Genomic DNA, 22,218 nt, shown 5'->3' on the forward strand with positions numbered 1-22,218 from the left:
AAGCTCCAGCAATGGTTGGCACATCAGTATCGACGAGCGCGCGCCGCGCGACAACCGGCTGTCCGGCTTGTTGTTTCCCCGATCCCTGAACGCGGGTAGGTGCCGGCCTCGCCAACGGACGCCCCCCGACTCAAGCCGCCAACCCGCGCTCGCGCAGCGTTTTGATCTGATCGCGCAGCGCGGCAGCGCGCTCGAACTCCAGCTCCTTGGCGGCGCGGTACATCTCCTTCTCGAGCGCCTTGACCTTCTTCGCCATCTGCGCTGGGCTCAGGTCCGCGTACTCGGCCATCTCGTCGGCGACCTTGGCATAGTCGCGCGCCTTCATCGGCGCGCCCGGCGCGTGCGCCTCCATGATGTCGGCGACTGCCTTCTTGATCGTCTGCGGGGTGATCCCGTGCGCCTCGTTGTGGGCGATCTGCTTGGCGCGACGGCGCTCGGTCTCGTCGATCGCGCGCCGCATCGAGCCGGTGATCTCGTCGGCATAGAGGATGGCCTTGCCGTGGGCATTGCGCGCGGCGCGGCCGATGGTCTGGATCAGCGAGCCCTCGGAACGCAGGAACCCCTCCTTGTCGGCGTCGAGGATCGCGACTAGCGAGACCTCGGGCATATCCAGCCCCTCGCGCAGCAGGTTGATGCCGACCAGCACGTCGAACTCGCCGAGTCTTAAATCCCGAATGATCTCGACCCGCTCGACGGTGTCGATGTCCGAGTGCAGATAGCGCACCCGGATGCCGTGCTCACCGAGATAATCGGTCAGGTCCTCGGCCATGCGCTTGGTCAGCGTGGTCGCGAGCACGCGCTCGTTGCGCGCCGTGCAGACCCGGATCTCGGAGAGCAGGTCGTCGACCTGAGTTCTGGCCGGGCGTACTTCAACCTCGGGGTCGACCAGGCCGGTGGGGCGCACCACCTGCTCGACTACGGCGCCCGAGTGCTCGATCTCGTACTGGCGCGGGGTCGCCGAGACGTAGATGGTCTGCGGCCGGCGTGCCTCGAACTCCTCAAAGCGCAGCGGCCTGTTGTCGAGCGCCGAAGGCAGCCGGAAGCCGTAGTCGACCAGGTTCTCCTTGCGCGAGCGGTCGCCGCGGAACATGCCGCCGAGCTGCGGCACGGTGACATGGCTCTCGTCGATGCAGATCAGCGCATCCTTGGGCAGATAGTCGAACAGGGTCGGCGGCGGCTCGCCGGGGCCGCGGCCGGAGAGATAACGGCTGTAGTTCTCGATCCCGGAGCAGTAGCCGACCTCGACCATCATCTCCAGGTCGAAGATGGTGCGCTGCTCGAGCCGTTGCGCCTCAACCAGCTTGTCGTGATCGCGCAGCCAGTTCAGTCGTTCCTTGAGCTCGACCTTGATCTGCTCGACCGCGTTCAGGATCACCTCGCGCGGGGTCGCATAGTGGGTCTTCGGGAACACCGTGTAGCGCGGCACCCGGCGCTTCGATTCGCCGGTCAGTGGGTCGAACAGCGACAGGTTCTCGATCTCGTCGTCGAACAACTCGACGCGCACCGCCTCGTCGTCCGACTCGGCCGGGTAGATATCGATCACATCGCCGCGCACCCGATAGGAGCCGCGCGCGAGCTCGATCTCGTTGCGCCGATACTGCAGCGCTGCGAGCCGGCGCAGGATCGCGCGCTGGTCGATCAGGTCGCCGCGTGAGAGGTGCAGCACCATCTTCAGATAGGCCTCTGGGTCACCGAGGCCGTAGATGCTGGAGACGGTCGCGACCAGGATGACATCCGGGCGCTCGAGCAGGGCCTTGGTCGCCGACAGGCGCATCTGCTCGATGTGCTCGTTGATCGAGGCGTCCTTCTCGATGTAGGTGTCCGAGGCCGGCACATAGGCCTCGGGCTGGTAGTAATCGTAGTAGGAGACGAAATACTCGACCGCGTTGTGCGGGAAGAACTCGCGCATCTCGCCGTAGAGCTGTGCCGCCAGCGTCTTGTTCGGCGCCAGCACCAGGGTCGGGCGCTGCACCCGTTCAACGACGTTGGCGATGGTGAAGGTCTTGCCCGAACCGGTGACGCCTAACAGTGTCATTCCGGCCTCGCCGTCGTTCAGCCCTTCGGTCAGACGGCGGATCGCCTCTGGCTGATCACCGGCGGGCTGGAAATCGCAGACGAGCTCGAAGGGACGGGACATAGCGGGATGATCCAGGGTGGCATCGAGGTGGGTGAAGATGGGCGGCTCGAGGCGGGCAGGACCCCCTACCGGCTTCGACTGAAGCCGAGGCATCTCGCTCGCAGCAAGGGTCTTGACCGGGTTGGAACGCGCGCGTCGCGTGCGCCGTTTCGATTCGCTATGATCGGGCGCCAGTTGCCGAATGCCAACTTTGTCTATCAGCAGCGTTAGGGTGGTCCGCAAATAGCCCGAGTAGCGCCGGCTAGCCGGCGGCAAGAATCACTTGGCTGCCCTTGCATCCAAGGTTCAATTGCTTGCGGACAGACCCTTAGCTCGAGACCCCTGGCCTGACTAGGGCGCTGCTGTTGCCTTGATCTGCCTTTATCTACTGCGCTACCCCGAGATTCATCAGCGATGACCACCAAGCTCTCCAATCGTGTCCAAGCCGTCAAGCCATCGGCCACCCTTGCCATCACAGCACGCGCCAAGGAGCTGCGTGCAGCGGGGAAGGACGTGATTGGTTTGGGGGCAGGGGAGCCGGATTTCGACACGCCCGATCACATCAAGCAGGCCGCCATCGACGCCATCAAAGCCGGCTTCACCAAGTACACGGCGGTTGACGGCACGATCGAGCTCAAGCATGCCATCATCGCCAAGTTCCAGCGCGACAACGGGCTCGACTATGCGCCGGAGCAGATCCTGGTCTCCTGCGGCGGCAAGCAGAGCTTCTACAATCTGGCGCAGGCGGTGCTGGACCCGGGCGACGAGGTCGTGATCCCGGCGCCGTACTGGGTGTCGTATCCGGACATGGTGCTGCTCGCCAGCGCCGCGCCGGTGCTGGTGCAGGCCGGGGCCGAGCAGCGGTTCAAGATCACGCCGAACCAGCTGCGCGGTGCGATGACCGACAAGACCAAGCTGGTCGTGATCAATAGCCCGTCGAACCCGACCGGAATGGCCTACAGCCGCGATGAGCTCGAAGCCCTTGGCGACGTGCTGCGCGACTTCCCGCGCGCGCTGATCGCCACCGACGATATGTACGAGCATATCCTGTGGCCGGATCGCGGCGCCTTCGTCAACATCGTGATGGCCTGCCCGGATCTGCTGCCGCGTACCATGGTGCTCAACGGCGTCTCCAAGGCCTACTCGATGACCGGCTGGCGCATCGGCTACGCCGGCGGACCGGAGGCGGTGATCAAGGCGATGAAGAAGGTGCAGTCGCAGAGCACCTCGAACCCGACCTCGATCGCGCAGGTGGCCGCCCAAGCGGCACTCGAGGGGCCGCAGGAGTGCATCGGCGAGATGCTCTCGGCGTTCAAGGAGCGCCACGACCTTGTGGTCGAGCGATTGAACGCCATCCAGGGCATCGAATGCCTGCCGACCGACGGCACCTTCTACGTCTTCCCGAAGGTACAAGGTCTGATCGACGCGCTAGATGGCGTGCGGACCGATCTCGAGCTTGCCGAGCAGCTGATCGAACAGGCCGGTGTCGCGCTCGTCCCCGGCTCCGCGTTCGGCGCGCCCGGCTACGCGCGGATCTCGATCGCCACCAGCCGGGAGAACCTCGAGAACGCGCTCGACCGCCTGGCCCGTGTCGCGGGCTGATTGACGCCTGTTGTCGGCCGACCGGCTCACCAAGCGGAAGTCACCGAAGAGGCGTTTTGCCGCTTGACGACTTAACGAGGGAAAGGTAGTATACGCGGCTCGATCAATTCCCCGATAGCTCAGCTGGTAGAGCAACTGACTGTTAATCAGTGGGTCACTGGTTCGAGTCCAGTTCGGGGAGCCAATTCAAGCACTTAGCTAGCCTCCTTTGTCGGTTCGGGTCGGGCGTGACTTAAACGTGATTTGGAACGGTCGAGGTGAGCGACGGCAGTCCGGAGGTTCTCCGGTGCTAGGTGCGCATAGCGCTCGGTCATCGCGAGCGTGCAGTGGCCCAGGACATCGCGGACCTCGGCCATTGGGACGCCAGCCTGAACCAGCCAGGCGGCGCAGGTGTGGCGCAGGTCGTGTTTTTGGTGGGATCCTAGGTGGGACTTGAGGCAGGCGCTGGCTTTGTATTTTTTCTCGCACGGGTCGTGCTGACAGTGGTCGGCAAGCCACCCGATTTGCCACTGAACACTCCGCGAGCTTCCGTGCACCTGCCCTAGATCAACCCTCTTGGGCAAAGGTCTCGGCTTAGCATCGGATGCTATGATGACACAAGGACGCGCAAGGCTAAGGTGTAGTCGCGTCCGCGCATTCGGAGATGCGTGATGGAGCTGACACAACGCCACCTTTGGACGCGCTGAGCCAGGGCTCATGACCCGCGTTGCCTTTCTGTTCGTTCCTGCAACCCCATTACTGCGGCTGTTGCGCGCCATGCTTTCTGACGGCGACAGGACCTGGTCGCCACTCCCCCCGCCCAGCGGAAGCGGCTCCTGGCCAGGCGCTGTCGTAGCCGCTCATGGCTAACCCATGCTCAAGCTCGAAGCCCTGAAGAAGGACGCCCAGGTCCGCGGCATTCTGCCTGACGACATTGTCCGCATCGCCCAGGTCGAGCCGGTCGGCGAGCATGCCGTCACCGTCATCTACAAGGACAGCCAGGGCAACCTCGGCGGGCAGATGCTGATTCGCACCGACGAGGCGCGTCTGGAACGGGCCCAAGCCGGTCGCCCCTGGGCCTTCGATGCCGATGGCGCGGACTTCAAGCTCGCTCTTGAAGCCTACCGCATCAGCCAAGCGGCGCTGTTCGACCCAATGATGGCGGTGCACAGCGCCAACGTCGAACCGCTGCCCCATCAGATCGCCGCCGTCTACGAGGCCATGCTGCCCAAGCAGCCGCTGCGCTTCGTCCTCGCCGATGACCCCGGCGCCGGCAAGACCATCATGGCTGGCCTGCTGATGCGCGAGCTGCTGATGCGCGCCGATGCCCGGCGCATCCTGATCGTCTCTCCCGGCGGGCTCACCGAGCAATGGCAGGACGAGTTGCTCGAGAAGTTCGACCTGCGCTTTGAGATCTTCAGTCGCGAGAAGCAAGAGCAGAGCGCGGCCGGCAATTATTTCGAGGAGCAAGACCGACTCATCTGCCGGCTCGATCAGCTGTCCCGCAACACAGACTTCCAGGACAAGCTCTGCAACACCGAATGGGACCTGATCATCGTCGACGAGGCGCACAAGCTCTCGGCGACGTACTCCGGCAACAAGGTCAGCGAGACCAAACGCTTCAAGTTTGGGAAGCAGCTCAGCGCCATCGCGCGCCACTTGCTGCTGATGACCGCCACGCCCCACAACGGCAAGGAAGCCGACTTCCAAATCTGGCTCTCGCTGCTGGACGGGGATCGTTTCTACGGCAAGTTCCGCGAAGGCACGCACAAGGTCGACGTCTCCGACATGATGCGCCGCATGGTCAAGGAGGAGCTGCTCAAGTTCGACGGCACCCCGCTGTTCCCCGAGCGTCGCGCCTACACCGCCAATTACGAGCTGTCCTCGCTTGAGGCCTCCCTCTACGAACAGGTCACCACCTACGTGCGTGAGGAGATGAATCGCGCCGACAAACTCGACGGCAAGAAGCGCAACACCATCGGCTTCGCGCTCACCCAGCTGCAGCGTCGGCTCGCCTCCAGCCCCGAGGCCATCTACCAGTCCCTCAAGCGCCGTCGCAAACGGCTCGACGCACGGCTAGAAGAGACCAAGCTCATTGCCAAAGGCCAGGCCGTGCAGGCTGGAAAGGGCGCAGCAAACGGGCAAGGCCACCAGGTCGCTGAGACCCTCGGCGAGTACAGCGTCAAAAAAAAGAAGCTCGAACTCCCCGAGGACTTCGACGAGCTGGACGAGGAACTCAGCGCCGAAGATTACGAGCGCTTTGCCGAGCAGGTGGTGGATCAGGCCACCGCCGCCGAGACCATCCCCGAGCTCGAGGCCGAGATACTGATCCTCAGCGACCTCGAGCGCCAAGCCAAGCAGCTGGTCGAGTCCGGCAACGACAAGAAGTGCGAACAACTCTCCAGCCTGCTGCAAGACCAGCCGGAGCTGTTCACCGCCGATGGCCGCCCCTACAACGAGCTGATCGCCTCCTGGAGCGCCATCGTCGCCGCCTCCTACGAAACCGGCTCGCGGGGTGAGCAGATTGGTTTGGGGCTGTGAGGTCATCCGATGCGAATCGCCTCGATCCGACTCAAGAACTTCAAGAATTTTCGCGATGCCTGCATCGACGATATCCCGCGCTTGTGCGTCATCGTCGGGGCCAACGGCTCGGGGAAATCGACCCTGTTCGATGTCTTCGGCTTTCTCAAGGATTGCCTGACCTTCAATGTCCGTCAGGCGCTGCAGGCACGGGGCGGTTTTAATGAGGTCATCAGTCGCAACGTCGATCCGCACGAATCGATCGAGATCGAGCTGCGTTTTCGGATGGAGATTGCCGGTATCGAGCGTCTCGTGACCTATTTTCTTGAGATTGGGCTTGATGAGCGTAAACCCGTGGTGAGACGCGAGATCCTGAGGTATAAGCGCGGACGCTATGGGTCGCCTTTTCATTTTATTGATTTTGCCAATGGGTCAGGGTCTGCAGTCACCAATGAGGAGGATTTCGACAAGCAGGATGATGCCCTAGAACGCGAAATGCAGACCGTTTCTAGAGATGCCCTTGCAATCAAGGGATTAGGACAGTTCGAGCGCTTCAAGGCCGCGAATTCCCTGCGTCAATTGCTAGAGAATTGGCATGTCTCCGATTTCCATATCAACCTCGCTAGAGGCAGCAAGGATGTTATCGGCGAGTCGAATCACCTCTCGGTTACTGGCGATAATCTTCAGCTCGTTGCCCGCAATCTTTTCGAGAATGCTCCGGATGTTTTCCGCAAGATCGTTTCGGTTATGCAGCATCGAGTTCCTGGTGTCAGCGACGTCGAGCCGATATTGACAGAAGACGGTCGTTTGGTTCTGCGCTTTCAGGATGAGAGTTCTACCGACCCGTTTATTGATCGGTATGTCAGTGACGGCACGATCAAGATGTTCGCTTATCTGGTCTTGCTGTATGACCCTGATCCGCATCCACTGCTCTGCGTCGAGGAGCCCGAAAACCAGTTGTATCCCACCTTGCTGTGGGAGCTCGCTGAAGAATTTCGCGCCTATGCTGAACAGGGTGGACAGGTCTTCGTTTCCACGCATTCGCCAGATTTTCTGAACGCTACACAGCTCGATGAAGTGTATTGGCTGATCAGGGAGCAGGGATCGACCAAGATCAAGCGTGCACGCGATGATGAACAGATTGCCGCCTTCATGGCCGAGGGGGATCAGATGGGCTATCTCTGGAAGGAGGGATTCTTTCGGGGGGCTGGACCACAATGACACATTTGGTCTTCTTCCTTGAAGAGCCGTCAGCGAAAGAGCTGTTGCAAGGGATTTTACCCAAGGTGCTGCCGGAGCCGTGTACGACCCAGTTCGTCGTCTTCGAAGGCAAGCAGGATCTGGAGAAACGCCTACCCATTCGGCTCAGGGCCTGGCTGGAATCCAGAAAGTCAGTTCATCGTCATGCGTGATCAAGATTCCGGCGACTGCAAGGCGATCAAGTCCAGACTGGTTGCGACCTGTTGCGCAGCGGGGCAGCCCAGTGCCCTGGTGCGGATCGCCTGTCGTGAGCTAGAGAGCTTCTATCTCGGCGATCTGGCAGCGGTGGGTCGCGCGATTGGTCCGCGGAACCTGGCCAAGCAGGATCGCAGCGCGAAGTATCGCGAACCGGATCGCCTGCCCAACGCGGCCCAGGAACTGAAGCGGCTTGCGCCGACCTACCAAAAAGTCGCCGGATCGCGTGCGATTGGTCGTGAGCTGAACCCATCGACCAATCGGTCTCGTAGCTTCAATGTGCTAATCACCGGAATTCAATGTCTTGCAGGAGCTGAACGATGAGCCTCAAACCCTGGCGTGAGATCGTCCGCCCGCGCAAGGAAGATCAGCGGTGGACGATAAGCGTCAAACGATGATCAAGCAATTGTTATGGCCTGAGAGTCGGGTCGACCATCTCGCAAGGCATGGCGTTGACCCTGATGAGTTTGAAGAAGTCTGCTTTGGGAGATCGATGGTCCTCAAAGCAAAATCTGAAGGCGATAACCCGGTCTATCATGTCCTCGGCGAGACCCTTGGTGGTCGGCATTTGCTCTGCATCGTCATCAGCTTTCCCGACGGAATGGGCTATCCAGTTACGGCGCGGACGATGACTGACCGAGAGAGAAAACGCTACCAACAGTGGAAAACGCGATGAAACACCTACTCAACACCGATTCAATCTCGGAGCTTGCTGAATTTTGGCAAGCCCATGACCTGACTGATTTCGAAGACGAGCTTGAAGAAGTCACCACCCCCGTGTTTCAACAAGCAGACCGATTTCAAGTGCGTCTTTCCAGCCGCGATGCCCGCGCGCTGCGATCCAAGGCGCGCCAAGCTCAGCTCTCGGAGGGAGAGCTCCTCTCTCAATGGGTGCACGAACGTCTCGGTGAAGTATGAGCCTCAAACCCCGGCGCGAGATCGCCCGCCCACACAAGGATGTCCTGCACGGCACCTTCAAGCAGTCCGAGTTCGCCGCTGACATCTCCCAGGTCGCCAAGGGCACCGCGCCGCCCGAGTACCAAGACGCCGAGGCCTTCTTCGCCCGCACCTTCATCACCGAGGGCATGCGCCTGCTGCTGATCTCGGTCGCCCAGCGCCTCGCCGGGCAAGGCGGCGATCCGGTGATCCAGCTACAGACCGCCTTCGGTGGCGGTAAGACCCACACCATGCTCGGGGTCTAACACCTGGCCTCCCGGCAGGTCGGCACCGAGGCGCTGACCGGCATCCCGCCGATCCTCGATGAGGCCGGTATCACAAACTTGCCGAAGGCCCGCGTCGCGATCCTCGACGGCATCGCCCTGGCGCCCAGTCAGCAGCTGGTCAAAGACAATGGCCAAAAGGTCACCACCCTCTGGGGCGAGCTGGCCTGGCAACTGCTCGGCGAGGGCGGCGGCGCGGGGATCGCGGTGCATAGCAGCTCGGCCGTGGGTCCGGCCCCGGCTCCGCTACGCTCCGCCGGGGCCGGACCCACGGCCGAGCAAGGGCAGCGTCAAGACGCTGCATGTGACCTAACCGGCACAGCTTAAACTCGGGAGAAAATTGTCCTGGACATGGGGTCCACTTCACGAGGACATCCTTGACCCGGATTCGCAGGCCCCGGATGCAGGGCCGTCCGCCGCAGATCTCGGGGTCGATCGTGATGCGGTGCAATTCATTTCGCAGACGCAGGCGGCTTCAAACAGCCCTTCGGCATAGCGCGGGGTGGCGAAGCCCGAGGTCCAGTCGCTGACCGCATGCGGGCAGTCGCTGCCGAGCAGCGCTGAGTAGTCGACGAGCAGGATGTTCGTGCCGGCATCCCAGTTACAGTGCAGCGCCTTGCGGTGCTCAGCGAAGTCTCTGCGGTCTTGCCGTCGTTCCGACAGCCAGGCTTGTAGCGGTGCTTTGAGGGCGTTCGGTCTACTCACCCCTGATCGCTGGCCGAGCAGGGACCGCGGAACTGTTCCGGCACATTGGTAGGGCAGGCGCCGCAGTCCTCATTGCCCGGCACCGCAAAGTCGATCTTGCGTGGATAGGGCAGGCCGAGCCCGTCCATCAGCGCGACGAAGTCCTCTTTCGGGCGGCCCTGACCGAGGCGCGGATTGCGCGCCTTCTCCTGGGCGATGCTCGAGACACAGCGCTGCTCGTAATCGTGGCCGGGATAGACCAGGGTCTCGTCCGGGAGCGAGAACAGCTTGTTGTGGATGCTGTGGTAGAGCGTCGCGGCATCGCCGGATTGAAAGTCGGTGCGACCACAGGCCTCGATCAACAGCGCATCACCGGTGAACAGCAGCTTCTGCACCGGGGTATCGATCAGGTAGGCATGGTGATGATCGGTGTGGCCAGGGGTGAACAGCGGATGCAGGCTTACCGAGCCGACCACGAAGGCCTCGCCCTCCTGCACGCCGAGATCGGCACAGGGTAGGTCGAGCATCTTCGGATAGGCGGTCTGGCAGCCTGAGCGCTGTTTCAGCCGCCGCGCGCCGGTGAGATGATCGGCATGCACATGGGTTTCCAGCGTTGCCATCAGCGTCAGCCCGAGGTCCTTGAGCACCTGCAGATCACGCTCGACGGTATCGATGACGGGATCGATCAGGATCGCCTGGCGGCTGTGCTCACAGGCGATCAAATAGGTATAGGTGGAGGAATCGGACTCGAACAGCTGCTTGAAGATCATGCGGGAGCGACCTCTGAATCGGGGGCTGTCATTATCGTGGCTGGGTAAGATGCATTTCCAGTATACGGCGGAGAAGAAATGGGATTTGCCATCCCGACCGCGTTGTCGTGTCAGGGCTATCGGCTTTCGGATGCACTGATCGTTCTGATCAAGCTGCTCGGGGCCTGTATCTGCTTTGGCTCGGTGCTTCAATGCGACTCAAGCGCAGCGATCCGCCTCATCCGCCCGATCAGCCGAAGTCGCGCTCATCGCTCTCCTGATCGCGCTGAGCCGGTGCCGGGTGCTCGGCATCGACGGCAACGTGATCGAGATCGATGTGTTCGCCGATACCCCGGTGCTCGATATCAAGCCCTGAACCGGCGAGGGCAGGGCGCCTGCGAGGGCAGGGCGCCTGCTGTTGCGGCGTTCAATGGGGTCAATCGGCAAGCGCATCGCTTAGCCGATGCCAGGCGCGGTGGTACTTGGCGACCCGCTCCAGGTCCGCATCACTCAGCACCGGCAGGCGCAGCACCTGCAGGTTGTCCTCGATGTCGGCCCGCTTTACGCGGGCGGCGAGGGGATTACCGAGCACCCGCTCGATGAACGCCGGATAGCCCTCACCATCGCGCCTGCTCAGGGTCTCGACCGCATCGGCCACCTTCGCCGGAATTCCCGCCTCGATCAGGCGGGCGCGGTCCCAGTCCCCATCCTCGATCACATCGTGCAGCAGCGCGACCGCCCGTTCCTCGTCGGTGTGCATCGCGGCCATCAGCCGAAGCGGATGCAGGATGTACGGTCGGCCGGCCTTGTCCGTCTGGCCAGCATGGGTGCCCAGTGCGATCTGCAGGGCGGTTTCGAGCAGGTGCATTGGCGCGGCCTCCGGTGATCCTGAGTGCGTGGCTCGCAGTAGCACGGTCTTGGTTTCACTGCGTCACGATGCGCTCCCGGTGCTGATTGGTCGGCGTATCGCCTTAATCCGCGCATCCACTGATTGACGCATCGCCCGGGCGGCTGACAAGGGTTCGAGCGCCCAGGCTCCCGAACAGCGCCTCAGGCGCTGAGCACCCCGATAGTATCGCTGCATTTCCGAGATCTGGAAGGGCTCTATCAGGCGGAGGCCGCTGCCCGCATGGGCGTCTCGCGCACCACGCTCGCGCGCATTCTGACACGGGCGCGCCGCACTGTGACTGCGGCACTCATCGGTGGCGAACGACTGCTGCTCGACACCGACGCAGCGACCGCCGACCCTGAGCCCGACCACGCTATCCAGTCACCCTAACCCCTGACCTCGAGGAGCAGTCCTGATGCCATCGAATTGCGAAACCTTCTTTGACCACCGGCGCTTTGCGCTTGTCGGCCGCTCGGCGGCCAAGCCGTTTCCGCTGCTGAGCTATCGTGGCCTCAAGCGACGCGGTAAGACCGTCTACGCGGTTGATCCCAGCGCCCAGGAGATCGACGGCGATCCGGCTTATCCGGATCTGACGGCCCTGCCGGAAGCGGTCGAGGCCCTGATCATCGAGGTGCCGAAGCAGGAGACGCACGATTGGGTCGCTGCCGCGGCCCAGGCGGGCATCCAGGATGTCTGGGTGCACATGGCCCACGACACCCCGGAGGCCATCGCCCTCGCCGAGGAGTCCGGGATCAACCTGCGCACCGGTACCTGTGCCGTCATGTACGTCACCCGTGGCCTGAGCTATCACAGCATCCACAAGGCGATCATGAAGATGGCCGGGAAGTACTGAAACAGGCCGTTCGGACGCAGGTCTCAACGGATCGATGATGAGCGCCGCGCCTGCTAACGCGTCCCCAGAGGCTAGCCGGCCGGCGTGACACGCAAGACCCCGGTGACCACCCCGACGATCTGCACGCCCTCGGCCGGAAACTGCGGCGGTACCATCCCGGCGTTGGCCCCCTGCAGCCGCACACCGTCACTGTCGCGATTCGCCGGTAGGCCAGCGCGGGCAGGAGGCCGGCGCTGTCGGTGCAGGAGCCGCGAGGCGGGAGCCGAGTCCGCGTAGCGCTGCCGAGCGTCAGCGAGGGTCAGGGCGTAGCCTCCAGGGAGGGGCGCTTCTGCGGCCTGATGCGCGCCGACAGCCAGCGAGCGGCAAAACGGTAGGCTGCGATCTGCTGGCGAGTGAGCGGCTGAATGGCAACCGCTCCCGACAAGTGCAGCTGCGTCGTCAGTTGCGCGTGCTCTGCACGGCGACTCGTCACGAGCAAAGGCAGCAAGCCGTGCGACAGATGAAACGTAGTCTGATGCGATCTCGGTGGGTCGCGTGCTGGAGTGCCAGGTGGTGCGCAGATACTCGACGGCACCTTGGGTGAAGGCTGTGTAGCGCGAGCGCATTAGCGCCTCAGCGGTTGGTGGCACTGTAGTGCCAGCCAGGAACGGCTCGCAACAGTCGGCAAGGGTGTGTCCAGAGCCGCAGGGGCAAGGCATCGACAAGGCTCAGGCCCTCTTGGTGGCGACGCATGAACCGGTTTTGGCAGGCGTCGAGTCAGCGATGATTGGGAGCTTCGCGCAGACGCCCGATCGGCACAAGCTCAACCTGAGCGCCGGCAGCTGAACAGCTGCGGGTCGAACACTTCATTGACCGTCTGGGCTCGGCAGTGGGAAGCTCAAGCGCATGACCAACCCAAGGACCTGATTGACAGGGTGCTAACCGATTCAAGCGCGACGGATCAAGATGGGACATCTGCTACATGACAAGTCGGCCCTGGTGCCGCTGATCGACCGGCTCAACCGCTATCCGGTAGGCCTCGTCGATAGTCCGCGTCTGCGCCAGATTCTGGCCCTGCTGTTCGATCCGCGCGAGGCCGAGGTGGCGGCTCGGTTTCCGCTGACCGAGGCCACGCAGACCGAGCTGGCGGCGCGCACCGGGCTGCCGCCGGCTGAGCTGGACGGGATTCTGGAATCGATGGCGAACAAGGGCCTGGTGATGGACCTGCCCGTCGGTGACGAAACCTACTACCTCCTGGTGCCGGGGCTGATCGGGTTCTTCGAGTTCAGCTTCATGCGCGCCCGCGGCGATCTGCCCCAGGCCGAGCTGGCCCGGCTGATGTCGGAGTACCTGCGCGAGCAGGGCAAGGACGGCCAGGCCGGCGAGTTCTTCGGCAGCCGCTGGCCGTTGACCCGGGCATTGGTCTACGAAGACCAGATCCCGGTGCAATCGCGCGTCACGCGCTGGGAGGATTCCCGTCAGATCATTCGCGATGCCGACTTCCATGCGGTGACGATGTGCTTCTGCCGGCACAAGAAGGCGCACGAGGGCAAGACCTGCCAGCAGGGCGCCCCGGTCGAGGACATCTGCATGGTGCTTGGCGAGGGCGCGCGCTTCCTGGTGCGGCGCGGGATGGCCGAACCGCGCAGTGCCGATGACATGCTGGCGATCCTCGACCGGGCGCGGGCGCTCGGACTGACCCACATTACCGACAACATCCGCGAGCAGCCCTCGTTCCTGTGCAACTGCTGTCGCTGCTGCTGCGAGCTGCTGGCCGGCGTGCAGATGGGATTCAACGAGGGCATCGCCAAGACGCCCTTCGTCGCCGAGATCGATCCCGAGCGCTGCGACTACTGCGGCGCCTGTCTGCGCGCCTGCAACGCCAAGTGCATCGGGCTGGATGCTGGTGCGCGGGCGTTGCCGAGGGATCAGCGCTGGGCGGTGGTGGACCCCGCGGTCTGCCTTGGCTGCGGTGCCTGCCTGCAGGTCTGCGAGCAATCGGCCTTAGCCATGGTACCGCGCGCGAAGCGCCCGCGCCCGCCACGGGATCGCAATGCGCTGTTTGCGCGCATCCTCTGGGACAAGGGGCGGTTGATGCCATACATCGCCGAGGGGCTGCAGCGGGGGCTGGGGCGCCTGCGCCGTCGGCCCTGAATCGTGGTGTTCGGGCGCGATGGCGAAGGGACGCTTGGGCAGTGGCGCCGGCTCGCGCCGGGTCTAGCGCGCACGTGTCTGGCGCAGGACGGCGGTGACGACGCCGATCAGCTGCACGGCCTCGGCCGGAACGCGCAGCGGCCGCAGCGCGGCATGGGCGGGCTGCAGGCGCACCGTGGCGCCTTCGTGGTAGAGGCGCTTGAGGGTGGCAGCCTCATTGTCGATCAGGGCGACGACGATCTCGCCGTTGGCGGCGCTGGCTTGCGGGGCGATCAGGATCAGGTCGCCGTCCTCGATCTGATCCTCGGTCATCGAGTCGCCGCGCACCCGCAGCGCGAACTGCGCGCGCTCGGCCAGGCGCTCGGGCACCTGCACCCAGTCTGGGTCCTCGATCGCTTCGAGCGGTTGTCCGGCACTGACGCGGCCCAGCAGCGGCAGCGCAGCCATCGGCTCGGTGCATGGGTCGATCAGTTCTGGGGCGCTATCGAGCCGGGTCGCGCGGCGGTGCTGGATCAGCAGGTGCGACTCAGGCATCGGCGTCTCTGCAACCCGTCGCTGGGTGAGAAGATGAGTCCGCTCTCGAGCTGCTGGGCGACGGGCGCGATGTTGCCGGCCTCGACCTCGGTGCGCGGGATGGTCAGGATCATCAGCGCGACCTTCGCGGGCGAGAGGCGCGCGCGGGGGTAGCGGATCGTGGGACGGGGCTCGGAATCGTCGGAAGCAGCCATCGTTGCAGGATAGCAGCCGGCGGTCTCGCTAGCCGGGTGGCGGATGCGTGGCGCGGTCGCTGATCCGCCTTAACGCCGCCCGGCAGACCGGCCGGTAGAACGGCGCCCAGCCGGGAATCAGGAAGCTGACGCGACAGCGCTCAGGCCCGAGTGCGTCGACCCGGTGGCCGGTCGCCGGCACGCCGCCGACGCGCCACGCCCAGGCGCGATCGGGCTCCCAGCCGGTGATCTCGAACGCCAGCCAGAGGCCGGCGGCGGTCTGTACGCGCCCGCGCAGGCCCGGGCCGATGAGGCGCTGTGGGCTGTCGACGGCGCGCACGCTCGGCCCCCAGTGGGGCCATTCGCGGGTATCGATCAACAGCCGCCAGACCACAGCGGCCGGGGCCGCGATGTCGCGGGCTTCGACGTGCATGATTCCCCCTGGCATTGTGCCGTTGCAAGATGCCGCGCATGATCTAGACCTGATGGGTATCCGACGCAGCGTCAAGTCGGAGCCATTCGCCCACCGGAGCTGATCCTATGCATACCAGCGACGTCCTGATCCATATCGATGACAGCCTCGACGACGCAGCGCTCACCGGCCTGTTACGCGAGACCGGCGAGCATCCCGGCGTGATCGGCGCCTGTGTCAATGAACGCGCTCGGCATCTGATGGTGGTGGATTTCGATGCCGAGGCAACCAAGCCGAGCACCATTCTGCATAGCCTGCGCCAACGTGGCATCGGGTCCGAGCTGATCGGGCTCTGAGCGCAGGCGCCCTCTGCGCACCTCCCCAGCGCGCGGCACTGGCCGCGCTGTCGCGCACCGGCCAGTTTATCGCGCCCCGAAACAGGCACCCTGCATCCCCATCCTCCTAGGTCACGACGATTTCCCCGGGCGGCGCGATCGACACATCACCGTTGCCGGGCCGCAGGCCGACGCGTTCTCGGCCGCGAGCACGCCGCCGGTCGCGGGCCGGCATTGGCACGACGCCGGATGAGCCGCAGGCGTATGCCGCAATCGCTGCGGTGATATTGGCGGTGACGGCTCTGGGGCACGATAAGGTTCGATCTGCAAGCGATCAGTCCGGGGCGCGACTCCGCACGCACTGGGCTGTATCCAGGGTGACGATGACCCGTTCCTCGCGAAACGCCCGCGCCATGATGGCCTCAGCGCCAGGGTCCGCATCGGAGTCACCGATCCAAAAAACGTCATGGCCTCTGGCCTTCAGGATCGACGCCGCCCCGCCCCAGACACGGGTATCCAACAGCAGTTTCGCGCCACGGCATCAACCATTAGAGGCTCGACGCGCTCGTGCTCGACCAGCCGGTGCGCATAACCGTTCCGACCACACCTCCGCCTGCGCCAACACCGTCTGCACGGCGGCGGCCTGCAGGTCCGGCGGATAGCCGTACTTGTTGAGGATGCGTTTGACCAGCACGCGCATCTTGGCGCGGGCGCTTTCGCGGTGCGCCCAGTCGACGGTGACGTTGCCCTGGAGCTTGACCAGCAGCTCGTGGGCGATGACATTGAGCTCGTCGCGGCCCATGACCTCGACGGCGCTTTCGTTCTCGGCGAGGGCGTCGTAGAAGGCGAGCTCGTCCTGGCTGAGTCCTTCTTCTTCGCCGCGGGCCTGGGCGGCGCGCAGGTCCTTGGCCAGGTCGATCAGCTCCTGCAGGACCTCGACGGTGCTGATGGCGTGGGTGTGATAGCGAGCGATGGCGTCTTCGAGTTGCTCGGAGAAGCGGCGGCTTTCGGTGACGTTGCTGCGGCTGCGCGAGCGCACTTGGTCGTTGAGCAGTTTGCGCAGGGCCTCGAGGGCGAGGTTCTTCTGTTCGGTCTGGGCGATCTCGGCGAGGAACTCGTCGGAGAGGATGGCGATGTCGGGACGGGTGACGCCGGCGGCGGCGAGGATGTCGACGATCTCGGTGGAGACGACCGAGCGGTCGATGAGCTGGGCGACGGCGACGTCGCGCTCGGCGCTGCTGCGCCCGCCGCCGCTCTGTGATTTGACCAGCGCGGCGCGGATGGCCTGGAAGAAGCCGACCTCGTCGCGGATGGCCTGGGCGTCGTCAGTGGCGGCGGTGAGCGCAGCAGATGCGCCGGCTCATGCAGACGATCATGGCCTTGCCGTCGAGGGGCTCGAGGCGGCGCTCGAAGTGCTCGAGGATATCGGCGGCGACGCGGTTGATACGGTCCTCAGCGCCGACCAGGGCCTCGATGCGCGACCATTTGCGCTTGAGGGTCTCCTCGACCTGGTCGTCGTCGGCGTCGTCGGTCAGCGCGTCGAGCTCGGCGTCGATGACCGGCTTCTGTTCCTCGGGCAGTTCGATGCGCGCGAGGCGGCTCTCGTAGAAGATCGGCACCGTGGCGCCGTCCTCGACCGCGCGGCTGATGTCGTAGATGTCGATATAGTGGCCGAACAGCGCCGGGGTGTTGACGTCCTCGGCCTCGATCGGGGTGCCGGTGAAGCCGATGAAGGAGGCGTTGGGAAGGGCATCGCGCAGGTGCTTGGCGAAGCCGTAGCCGACGGCGCTGGTCTTGCTGTCGACCTTGGCCTGGAGCCCGTATTGGCTGCGGTGGGCCTCGTCGGCGATGACGACGATGTTGCGCCGGTCGCTGAGCGGCGCGAGTTGGCCCTGGCTGCCATCGGGGTCGGGTTCGGGAGTGGCCTCGGGCGCGAACTTTGGATAGTGGTGAAGATCACGCCGCCCGAGGCGCGCTGCAGGGCGGCGCGCAGATCGGCGCGGCTGTCGGCCTGCTGTGGGGTCTGGCGGATCAGGTCCCGGCACATCGCGAAGGTGGCGAAGAGCTGATCGTCGAGGTCGTTGCGGTCGGTGATGACGACGATGGTCGGGTTGGCCATCGCCGGGTGGCGTACCAGTTGGCTGACGTAGAAGGCCATCAGCAGGCTCTTGCCTGAGCCCTGGGCGGAAATCCGCCCGCATCGTAGAGGATCGCGGTCACAGCCCCGCCTCGAGATTGCGCCCAGCGCCGCGCAATCCAACAGCTCCGAGCATCGGCCCAATCGGACTCATGCCCGCAGTTCGTCGAGCTGTTCGTCGTTCGATGTCGGCTTCGGTGAGGAAGGTCATGGCTCTTCGGCGGTTGTCTCGGGCTGCCAATCGGTGGCGTCCAGGGCCTTGATCCGTTCGCGGAAGACGGCACGCAGGCGCTCGAGCCGCAGCTGTAGCCACTCGAACAACGCGGGCCACTGGTCCCGGTCTTGGATGTCGGCGGTCTTGGCGATGAACACTCGGCAGGCCTTCACATCGTCTTGGCTGTACCAGTTGAGCGGTTCGCCAAACGCCTGCTCGATCGCTGTCCGGTCGGCGTGGAGCAGCTGAAAATAGGCTTTCGCGTGGGTATCAGCGATCTTGAGCTCGGCGCGGACCTCGCCTTGTTCGTAGCTCTGGATCTCGCTGCTGTAGCTTGCGCAGATGGCCTCGAGGCCGAAGCCCGTGCGCCCGATCCCCATCGACATCCAATGCTGCGGCGAGGGCTTGATGGTCTTCACGGGCGACTCGGCCGCCTTCATGTGCTCAGCAAACCCGGTCCAGAAATCGAGCTGGAGCTGTTTGGTGGCGCTCATCGCGGCCTCGGCGATGCCCTTTGCCGCATCGGTCACCGAGCGCGCCCAATCGTTGGGCTTGGAGACGACGTTGAACTTGGGCGCGGCCAGGGAATCGCCGATGCGCCACAGCTCGACTTCCAGGCCGAAGAAGTTGAAGGTCTCGTCGGTGATGTCGTTCAGCCAGTCGAGCGCAGCGCGGTGCTCATCGGTGAACTTGGCCGAGATCCAGATGATGGGTGACCGCGTTCAGTCCGGCGGCGTAGGTCAGCAGCTGGCCGAGGTGGGTGTGGTCGGTACGTTCGAGCTGGTTCTCGATCAGCACCCAGTGCCCATCGGCGGTGTCCTTGCAGAGGATGTCCGCTCGGAACGGGCCGACGTCCTTCTCTTGCGCCTCCACGGCAAGCTCGAGTCCGATGGCTTCGCTGAGCAGCTCGATGTTCTCCTCGATCGCCAGCCAGGGCGTGAAGTCGCCGGACTCCGATTGCCAGAAGTCGCGCAGGTCGACCTTCTCAAGGCGCCCGAGTTGCTGTGTACTCATGCAACGGTCTCCGTGGCCTTGTGGGTGTCGCGCTGGCCTATGCTGACCTCAACACGGGCGGTGCCTGATGGCGTTCGGCCTCAGTCAGACGCCGCATCGCCCAGGGCCTTGCTGAGCAAGTCGAGTCCACGTTCGCTCTGCCCTTGTCCGCGTGCGGCGCGGGCGCGAAAACGTGCCTCGGCGTCGGCTTCGGCCACCAGGTGATTGGCCATGGCGTCAATCAAGGCGTCGATGCTTTGGCCGCGGCCTTGGGCGATCTCGTTGAGGCGGCGGTAGGTGTCGTCGGGTAGCGTCACGGTGAGCGAAGTCATACGGTCAGCTCCTGGAGGCATTCCTCGGGACTGCGCAGGGTCACTGCGGGAAAGCGCAGCTCCATGCGCGCGAAGTCGTGACGGTTGCGGGTGATGATGGTCTGGGCACGCCCGGCCACTGCCAGTTCCACCAGATGGTTGTCGCCTTCATCGGCGAGATTGGGCCGCCAACCGAAATAGACCGGCGTCCACACGCAGTGGGACAGAAAGATATCGAGCAATTCCTCGCGCTCGCTGGCATCGAGGCGCGCGCGGGCAAACAGGGGCTCGCGGCTGAGGATGTCCTCGTATTCGGCCAGCAGGGTCGAGCCCATCAAGGGCAAGAGCTGACCGCGCAAGCAGGCGGCGATGACGGCATTGGCCGCGCCATCGGTGAGCAGCGCGCCGAGAAAGACGTTGGTATCGATCACGACGCGTGCTGCCCGCTCGCTCATAGCACCGCCTCGACCTCGCGCTCGGCGTCGCGCAAGCGGATCTTGCCGGACATCAGCTTGGGGAGGAGGAGATCGCGGGTTTGTGCGAGAGTGCGGGATTCTTCTTGAAGATGTTGCATCTTCGCGAATATCGGGTCTGCAGTTGTCGAGTACGTGAGACTCAGCTCAAGACCTGGAAAAACTGATTTATAGGCTAATAGTGGCTTCTGAGAGATATTTTGTTGAGCTGCTCCTATGGCGATATTTTGCAAATCACCACGAGCTTCTCGCAGTGCCTGAAACAGAAAAGGAACCCCAATTTCATCTTTTGCTTGTAATGCACAGCACGCTTGATTAGCTGATGAAGGCGCTGTCAAAATCCCCATCCTACCAACAGTCGGACTGGCATAAATCGCAAATAGTATTGTTCCCGCAGGCCATAGTTTCCCTCCAATTTTCCTGAGTCCGGCTTCGGTGATTTTTTCTTCTGCAGCAATCAAAAACTGATCTGATAACTCTCCAGTCTTAAACCAATCTACAGTTCCTTCTAACCAAAAACTTTCGTTTCTTCGGGCAGACGTTCCTCCGTTCTGTACACTGGCAGCAAGCTTGCCAATCTCGCATAAACTCCACCACACCGGCTTATCCTCATCATCCAGCGCGCCGGGGAACAGCGCCCAAAGCTCCGGAGCGAGATAGGGCGCGCCGCCTTCGGCTTTGGTACGGGTGGAGCCGAAGTCCACGAACCAGTCCTTGAACAGCGCCCGCGCCAGGGCTTCCAGCGTCTCGTTGGTCTGGCGGTTGAGTTCGATTTTGTCGCCGAGGGCGCGAAGTAGGGTTGCGATTGCGTCCTGCTCGGTTCGTTGCGGGACATCAATTTCAACTGGATAAATATCGTTTCTATTAAGTGATGGTTGAGCGCTACCCGAATTAAAACTGGCCAGATCTAGAGTCTTCAGAAAATTGTATACGAAGCTTGGATTGTTTCCATGGAAATCAGTAACGTATAAACATGTATTCAGTGGCCAATAGTCACAATCAATATATGAGACTACTCCTATTGACGCACCACTTCTGCCAACGGTAACGCCCGGACTACGAGCTGATGAAACCGAATGCGATCCGGTTATGCCAAATGAACCCATGGCGGGAACATCCCCGGGATTACGTGCGGGCTCGGGCAAGTCGTGCCCTCTTTGCAAGGAAGCAAAGTCGCCTAAGGTTGTCGTTATCCAATCATCCACCAGCGACGACACTATTTAACCTCTCCTAAATCACTAGATTCAACACCAACCGATCACGCATATGCCAACCGCCGCCCTTTCGGCTCAGGCACAGGATCGCCAAACTCAATGGCGGTATCAATCCACAACTGCCCCGCCTCGATGAGATTCGCTAACGCTGATTGATAGGTATCGCCGTGCGCCATGCAACCGGGTAACTCGGGAATCTCGCCGACAAAGGCTTGATCTTCTTCGCTCCAGAAAATGATCATTTCGTACTTGAACATTAGCGAATCTCCGTCAAGCGATAGCGCAACAAAATACCGCGTACCTGCCCCATTTGGTAGGGCTTCGCGTGGCCGGCATCTTCTTGCAGGTTGATCTTTTCCTCGACGCCGGCCTTACGAAAAATCCGATGGCTGCCGCGTTGGCGATGCTCAAAGCCCAGCCGTTCCAACAGCTTGCGCAGCTCATCAAAACCGATATTCGTGTCTGATCGACCTTGGAGGATTTTCTCCAGTAGCTTTTCGTGTTTACCCACGGCCAACCCCTAGAGTGATCACCCATCCAATTTCTCTCGAATCAATTTCTCTCGAATCACCGCGCCCAATTTCTCCCCATCCGCCAACTGCGTCTCCAACGTCGTCCGCAGCACTGCGAATCGCTTCACAGAACGGTCAGACATGCGCCTCACGCAGACGATCCAATCACCACGTCCCGCGACGGCCAGCACGAGTGCGGGGCGATACTTGCGCTCGGTCAAATCCGAGAACGGAAACGGCAGAATGACTACTTGTCCGGCTGCAATTGCGCCCATGCGTCGTCCTCCTGTGACTTGAGCCAGGCTTCCGCCAAGGCGGGCTCAGCAAGCAAAGCAGGTTCGATGTTGTCCTCACTCGGCGTCAGGAGTGTCAACAAGGCACGACCCGGGGGGCAACCGGTCGAGTGGCTCGACCGGATGGACCTGGCCGTTCGCGTCGATCTCAACTTCGATGGTTTGCAACATGCTCAAATCCTCCAATACTCACTTCGACCCGCGACGGGCCGACTGTCGGTCTCGACCTCATATCGGGTCAATGGGCAATCACGGCATCCAACCTCTCGCCCTCCGGGAACTGCCTTTCCTTGCGCCAGGCAAAGCCTGGAAGAGGGGGATGATCGCGAAATGATTTGAGTGATCGGAAACCTCTTATTGTGACCCGCCGGGTGAAAGTCCCGAACCGGAAAGGACTGGCCATCCACCGGAACCGAG

30 protein-coding genes, 1 tRNA gene and 3 pseudogenes are annotated in these 22,218 nt (G+C 63.0%); 15 read left to right on the forward strand and 19 right to left on the reverse strand.

Translation table 11 applies throughout. The features are described from left to right. Window positions 1-130 precede the first annotated feature (130 nt). Window positions 131-2,137: an excinuclease ABC subunit UvrB gene (uvrB, locus tag CKO40_RS03955; protein ID WP_200344893.1), complete on the reverse strand. Its 2,007-nt coding sequence runs from the start codon at window positions 2,135-2,137 to the stop codon at window positions 131-133. 393 nt (window positions 2,138-2,530) lie between these two features. Between uvrB and CKO40_RS03960 the strand changes: the two genes are divergently transcribed. Next, window positions 2,531-3,718, forward strand: coding sequence for a pyridoxal phosphate-dependent aminotransferase (locus CKO40_RS03960; protein ID WP_200344894.1), 1,188 nt, complete (start codon window positions 2,531-2,533; stop codon window positions 3,716-3,718). 108 nt (window positions 3,719-3,826) lie between these two features. Then, window positions 3,827-3,902: transfer RNA gene (locus tag CKO40_RS03965), tRNA-Asn, on the forward strand. A gap of 10 nt (window positions 3,903-3,912) precedes the next feature. Here CKO40_RS03965 and CKO40_RS24820 read toward each other — a convergent pair. After that, on the reverse strand, window positions 3,913-4,476 hold the full coding sequence (locus tag CKO40_RS24820) for a tyrosine-type recombinase/integrase (protein ID WP_338074112.1): 564 nt from the start codon (window positions 4,474-4,476) through the stop codon (window positions 3,913-3,915). 94 nt (window positions 4,477-4,570) lie between these two features. On the opposite strand from CKO40_RS24820, the gene CKO40_RS03975 reads away from it, so the two are divergent. The 8 genes from CKO40_RS03975 to CKO40_RS24140 all read left to right on the forward strand — a co-directional run bounded on the left by CKO40_RS03975 (window position 4,571) and on the right by CKO40_RS24140 (window position 9,219). Beyond that, window positions 4,571-6,238, forward strand: a complete 1,668-nt coding sequence (locus CKO40_RS03975) for an SNF2-related protein (RefSeq protein WP_200344895.1) — start codon at window positions 4,571-4,573, stop codon at window positions 6,236-6,238. Between the two features lie 9 nt (window positions 6,239-6,247). Beyond that, window positions 6,248-7,438 carry an AAA family ATPase gene (locus CKO40_RS03980; RefSeq protein ID WP_200344896.1) on the forward strand — a complete coding sequence of 397 codons (1,191 nt, stop codon included), beginning with the start codon at window positions 6,248-6,250 and terminating at the stop codon, window positions 7,436-7,438. Next, a complete protein-coding gene (locus CKO40_RS03985) occupies window positions 7,435-7,629 on the forward strand; it encodes a hypothetical protein (RefSeq protein WP_200344897.1) in 195 nt (64 codons plus the stop codon). The genes CKO40_RS03980 and CKO40_RS03985 overlap by 4 nt, the downstream gene beginning before the upstream one ends. Continuing rightward, window positions 7,622-7,996, forward strand: coding sequence for a DUF4276 family protein (locus CKO40_RS03990; RefSeq protein WP_200344898.1), 375 nt, complete (start codon window positions 7,622-7,624; stop codon window positions 7,994-7,996). The genes CKO40_RS03985 and CKO40_RS03990 overlap by 8 nt, the downstream gene beginning before the upstream one ends. Before the next feature lie 49 nt (window positions 7,997-8,045). Next, window positions 8,046-8,348 carry a BrnT family toxin gene (locus tag CKO40_RS03995; protein ID WP_200344899.1) on the forward strand — a complete coding sequence of 101 codons (303 nt, stop codon included), beginning with the start codon at window positions 8,046-8,048 and terminating at the stop codon, window positions 8,346-8,348. Next, window positions 8,345-8,590: a CopG family antitoxin gene (locus CKO40_RS04000; protein WP_200344900.1), complete on the forward strand. Its 246-nt coding sequence runs from the start codon at window positions 8,345-8,347 to the stop codon at window positions 8,588-8,590. Before CKO40_RS03995 ends, CKO40_RS04000 begins: the two co-directional genes overlap by 4 nt. Further along, entirely contained in the window at window positions 8,587-8,874 is a 288-nt protein-coding gene (locus CKO40_RS24135) for a hypothetical protein (RefSeq protein ID WP_242476801.1), read from the forward strand. Before CKO40_RS04000 ends, CKO40_RS24135 begins: the two co-directional genes overlap by 4 nt. Before the next feature lie 78 nt (window positions 8,875-8,952). Beyond that, a complete protein-coding gene (locus CKO40_RS24140) occupies window positions 8,953-9,219 on the forward strand; it encodes a hypothetical protein (RefSeq protein WP_242476802.1) in 267 nt (88 codons plus the stop codon). A gap of 40 nt (window positions 9,220-9,259) precedes the next feature. Here CKO40_RS24140 and CKO40_RS25105 read toward each other — a convergent pair. Both CKO40_RS25105 and CKO40_RS04015 read right to left on the reverse strand, forming a co-directional pair. Beyond that, window positions 9,260-9,355, reverse strand: a pseudogene (locus tag CKO40_RS25105) (DUF433 domain-containing protein); the annotation flags it as partial. Between the two features lie 238 nt (window positions 9,356-9,593). Further along, complete coding sequence (locus CKO40_RS04015) at window positions 9,594-10,346, reverse strand: MBL fold metallo-hydrolase (protein ID WP_200344901.1); 753 nt, start codon at window positions 10,344-10,346, stop codon at window positions 9,594-9,596. A gap of 175 nt (window positions 10,347-10,521) precedes the next feature. Here CKO40_RS04015 and CKO40_RS24145 point away from each other — a divergent pair, with 175 nt between their 5' ends. Beyond that, window positions 10,522-10,701: an SAM-dependent methyltransferase gene (locus CKO40_RS24145; RefSeq protein ID WP_242476803.1), complete on the forward strand. Its 180-nt coding sequence runs from the start codon at window positions 10,522-10,524 to the stop codon at window positions 10,699-10,701. A gap of 60 nt (window positions 10,702-10,761) precedes the next feature. Here CKO40_RS24145 and CKO40_RS04025 read toward each other — a convergent pair whose 3' ends face one another. Then, complete coding sequence (locus tag CKO40_RS04025; RefSeq protein ID WP_200344902.1) at window positions 10,762-11,193, reverse strand: HD domain-containing protein; 432 nt, start codon at window positions 11,191-11,193, stop codon at window positions 10,762-10,764. Between the two features lie 210 nt (window positions 11,194-11,403). On the opposite strand from CKO40_RS04025, the gene CKO40_RS04030 reads away from it, so the two are divergent. Further along, window positions 11,404-11,604, forward strand: a complete 201-nt coding sequence (locus tag CKO40_RS04030; RefSeq protein WP_276570778.1) for a DUF134 domain-containing protein — start codon at window positions 11,404-11,406, stop codon at window positions 11,602-11,604. A gap of 25 nt (window positions 11,605-11,629) precedes the next feature. Next, a complete protein-coding gene (locus tag CKO40_RS04035; protein WP_200344903.1) occupies window positions 11,630-12,067 on the forward strand; it encodes a CoA-binding protein in 438 nt (145 codons plus the stop codon). Between the two features lie 515 nt (window positions 12,068-12,582). On the opposite strand, the pseudogene CKO40_RS24830 reads toward CKO40_RS04035, so the two are convergent. Further along, a pseudogene (locus CKO40_RS24830) lies at window positions 12,583-12,765 on the reverse strand (YchJ family protein); the annotation flags it as partial. A 247-nt stretch (window positions 12,766-13,012) separates the two neighbouring features. Here CKO40_RS24830 and CKO40_RS04045 point away from each other — a divergent pair. After that, window positions 13,013-14,200, forward strand: a complete 1,188-nt coding sequence (locus tag CKO40_RS04045; protein WP_200344904.1) for a 4Fe-4S dicluster domain-containing protein — start codon at window positions 13,013-13,015, stop codon at window positions 14,198-14,200. A 63-nt stretch (window positions 14,201-14,263) separates the two neighbouring features. On the opposite strand, the gene CKO40_RS04050 is transcribed toward CKO40_RS04045, so the two are convergent. From CKO40_RS04050 to CKO40_RS04060, 3 genes are read right to left on the reverse strand one after another with little or no spacing between them, the layout of a single operon-like run. Beyond that, window positions 14,264-14,734 (reverse strand): LexA family protein, encoded by a 471-nt coding sequence (locus tag CKO40_RS04050; RefSeq protein WP_200344905.1) that lies wholly within the window; start codon window positions 14,732-14,734, stop codon window positions 14,264-14,266. Next, window positions 14,713-14,928, reverse strand: a complete 216-nt coding sequence (locus CKO40_RS04055) for a hypothetical protein (RefSeq protein WP_200344906.1) — start codon at window positions 14,926-14,928, stop codon at window positions 14,713-14,715. Before CKO40_RS04055 ends, CKO40_RS04050 begins: the two co-directional genes overlap by 22 nt. Before the next feature lie 28 nt (window positions 14,929-14,956). Further along, the gene (locus tag CKO40_RS04060; RefSeq protein WP_200344907.1) at window positions 14,957-15,340 is read right to left on the reverse strand and encodes an SRPBCC family protein; all 384 of its coding nucleotides are present in this window, start codon (window positions 15,338-15,340) and stop codon (window positions 14,957-14,959) included. Between the two features lie 107 nt (window positions 15,341-15,447). Between CKO40_RS04060 and CKO40_RS04065 the strand changes: the two genes are divergently transcribed. Then, window positions 15,448-15,675: a hypothetical protein gene (locus tag CKO40_RS04065; protein ID WP_200344908.1), complete on the forward strand. Its 228-nt coding sequence runs from the start codon at window positions 15,448-15,450 to the stop codon at window positions 15,673-15,675. 313 nt (window positions 15,676-15,988) lie between these two features. On the opposite strand, the gene CKO40_RS04070 is transcribed toward CKO40_RS04065, so the two are convergent. The 10 genes and pseudogenes from CKO40_RS04070 to CKO40_RS24165 all read right to left on the reverse strand — a co-directional run bounded on the left by CKO40_RS04070 (window position 15,989) and on the right by CKO40_RS24165 (window position 21,783). Next, complete coding sequence (locus CKO40_RS04070) at window positions 15,989-16,174, reverse strand: hypothetical protein (RefSeq protein WP_200344909.1); 186 nt, start codon at window positions 16,172-16,174, stop codon at window positions 15,989-15,991. A gap of 21 nt (window positions 16,175-16,195) precedes the next feature. Next, a pseudogene (locus CKO40_RS25260) lies at window positions 16,196-17,911 on the reverse strand (type I restriction endonuclease subunit R); the annotation flags it as partial. A gap of 87 nt (window positions 17,912-17,998) precedes the next feature. Further along, window positions 17,999-18,535 carry a DUF4268 domain-containing protein gene (locus CKO40_RS04080; RefSeq protein WP_200344910.1) on the reverse strand — a complete coding sequence of 179 codons (537 nt, stop codon included), beginning with the start codon at window positions 18,533-18,535 and terminating at the stop codon, window positions 17,999-18,001. Between the two features lie 148 nt (window positions 18,536-18,683). After that, window positions 18,684-19,019 (reverse strand): PDDEXK family nuclease, encoded by a 336-nt coding sequence (locus CKO40_RS04085; protein WP_200344911.1) that lies wholly within the window; start codon window positions 19,017-19,019, stop codon window positions 18,684-18,686. Between the two features lie 80 nt (window positions 19,020-19,099). Then, entirely contained in the window at window positions 19,100-19,330 is a 231-nt protein-coding gene (locus tag CKO40_RS04090) for a ribbon-helix-helix domain-containing protein (protein ID WP_200344912.1), read from the reverse strand. Continuing rightward, a complete protein-coding gene (locus CKO40_RS04095) occupies window positions 19,327-19,764 on the reverse strand; it encodes a putative toxin-antitoxin system toxin component, PIN family (protein ID WP_200344913.1) in 438 nt (145 codons plus the stop codon). The genes CKO40_RS04090 and CKO40_RS04095 overlap by 4 nt, the downstream gene beginning before the upstream one ends. Continuing rightward, window positions 19,761-20,999 carry a restriction endonuclease subunit S gene (locus CKO40_RS04100; RefSeq protein ID WP_200344914.1) on the reverse strand — a complete coding sequence of 413 codons (1,239 nt, stop codon included), beginning with the start codon at window positions 20,997-20,999 and terminating at the stop codon, window positions 19,761-19,763. Before CKO40_RS04100 ends, CKO40_RS04095 begins: the two co-directional genes overlap by 4 nt. A 41-nt stretch (window positions 21,000-21,040) precedes the next feature. Beyond that, complete coding sequence (locus CKO40_RS04105) at window positions 21,041-21,253, reverse strand: type II toxin-antitoxin system HicB family antitoxin (protein ID WP_200344915.1); 213 nt, start codon at window positions 21,251-21,253, stop codon at window positions 21,041-21,043. Next, window positions 21,253-21,507: a type II toxin-antitoxin system HicA family toxin gene (locus CKO40_RS04110; RefSeq protein WP_200344916.1), complete on the reverse strand. Its 255-nt coding sequence runs from the start codon at window positions 21,505-21,507 to the stop codon at window positions 21,253-21,255. The genes CKO40_RS04105 and CKO40_RS04110 overlap by 1 nt, the downstream gene beginning before the upstream one ends. Before the next feature lie 18 nt (window positions 21,508-21,525). Beyond that, window positions 21,526-21,783, reverse strand: a complete 258-nt coding sequence (locus CKO40_RS24165; RefSeq protein ID WP_242476805.1) for a hypothetical protein — start codon at window positions 21,781-21,783, stop codon at window positions 21,526-21,528. Between the last annotated feature and the right edge of the window lie 435 nt (window positions 21,784-22,218).

It is taken from the genome of Halochromatium glycolicum, assembly GCF_016584085.1.
Lineage (GTDB): Bacteria > Pseudomonadota > Gammaproteobacteria > Chromatiales > Chromatiaceae > Lamprobacter > Lamprobacter glycolicus.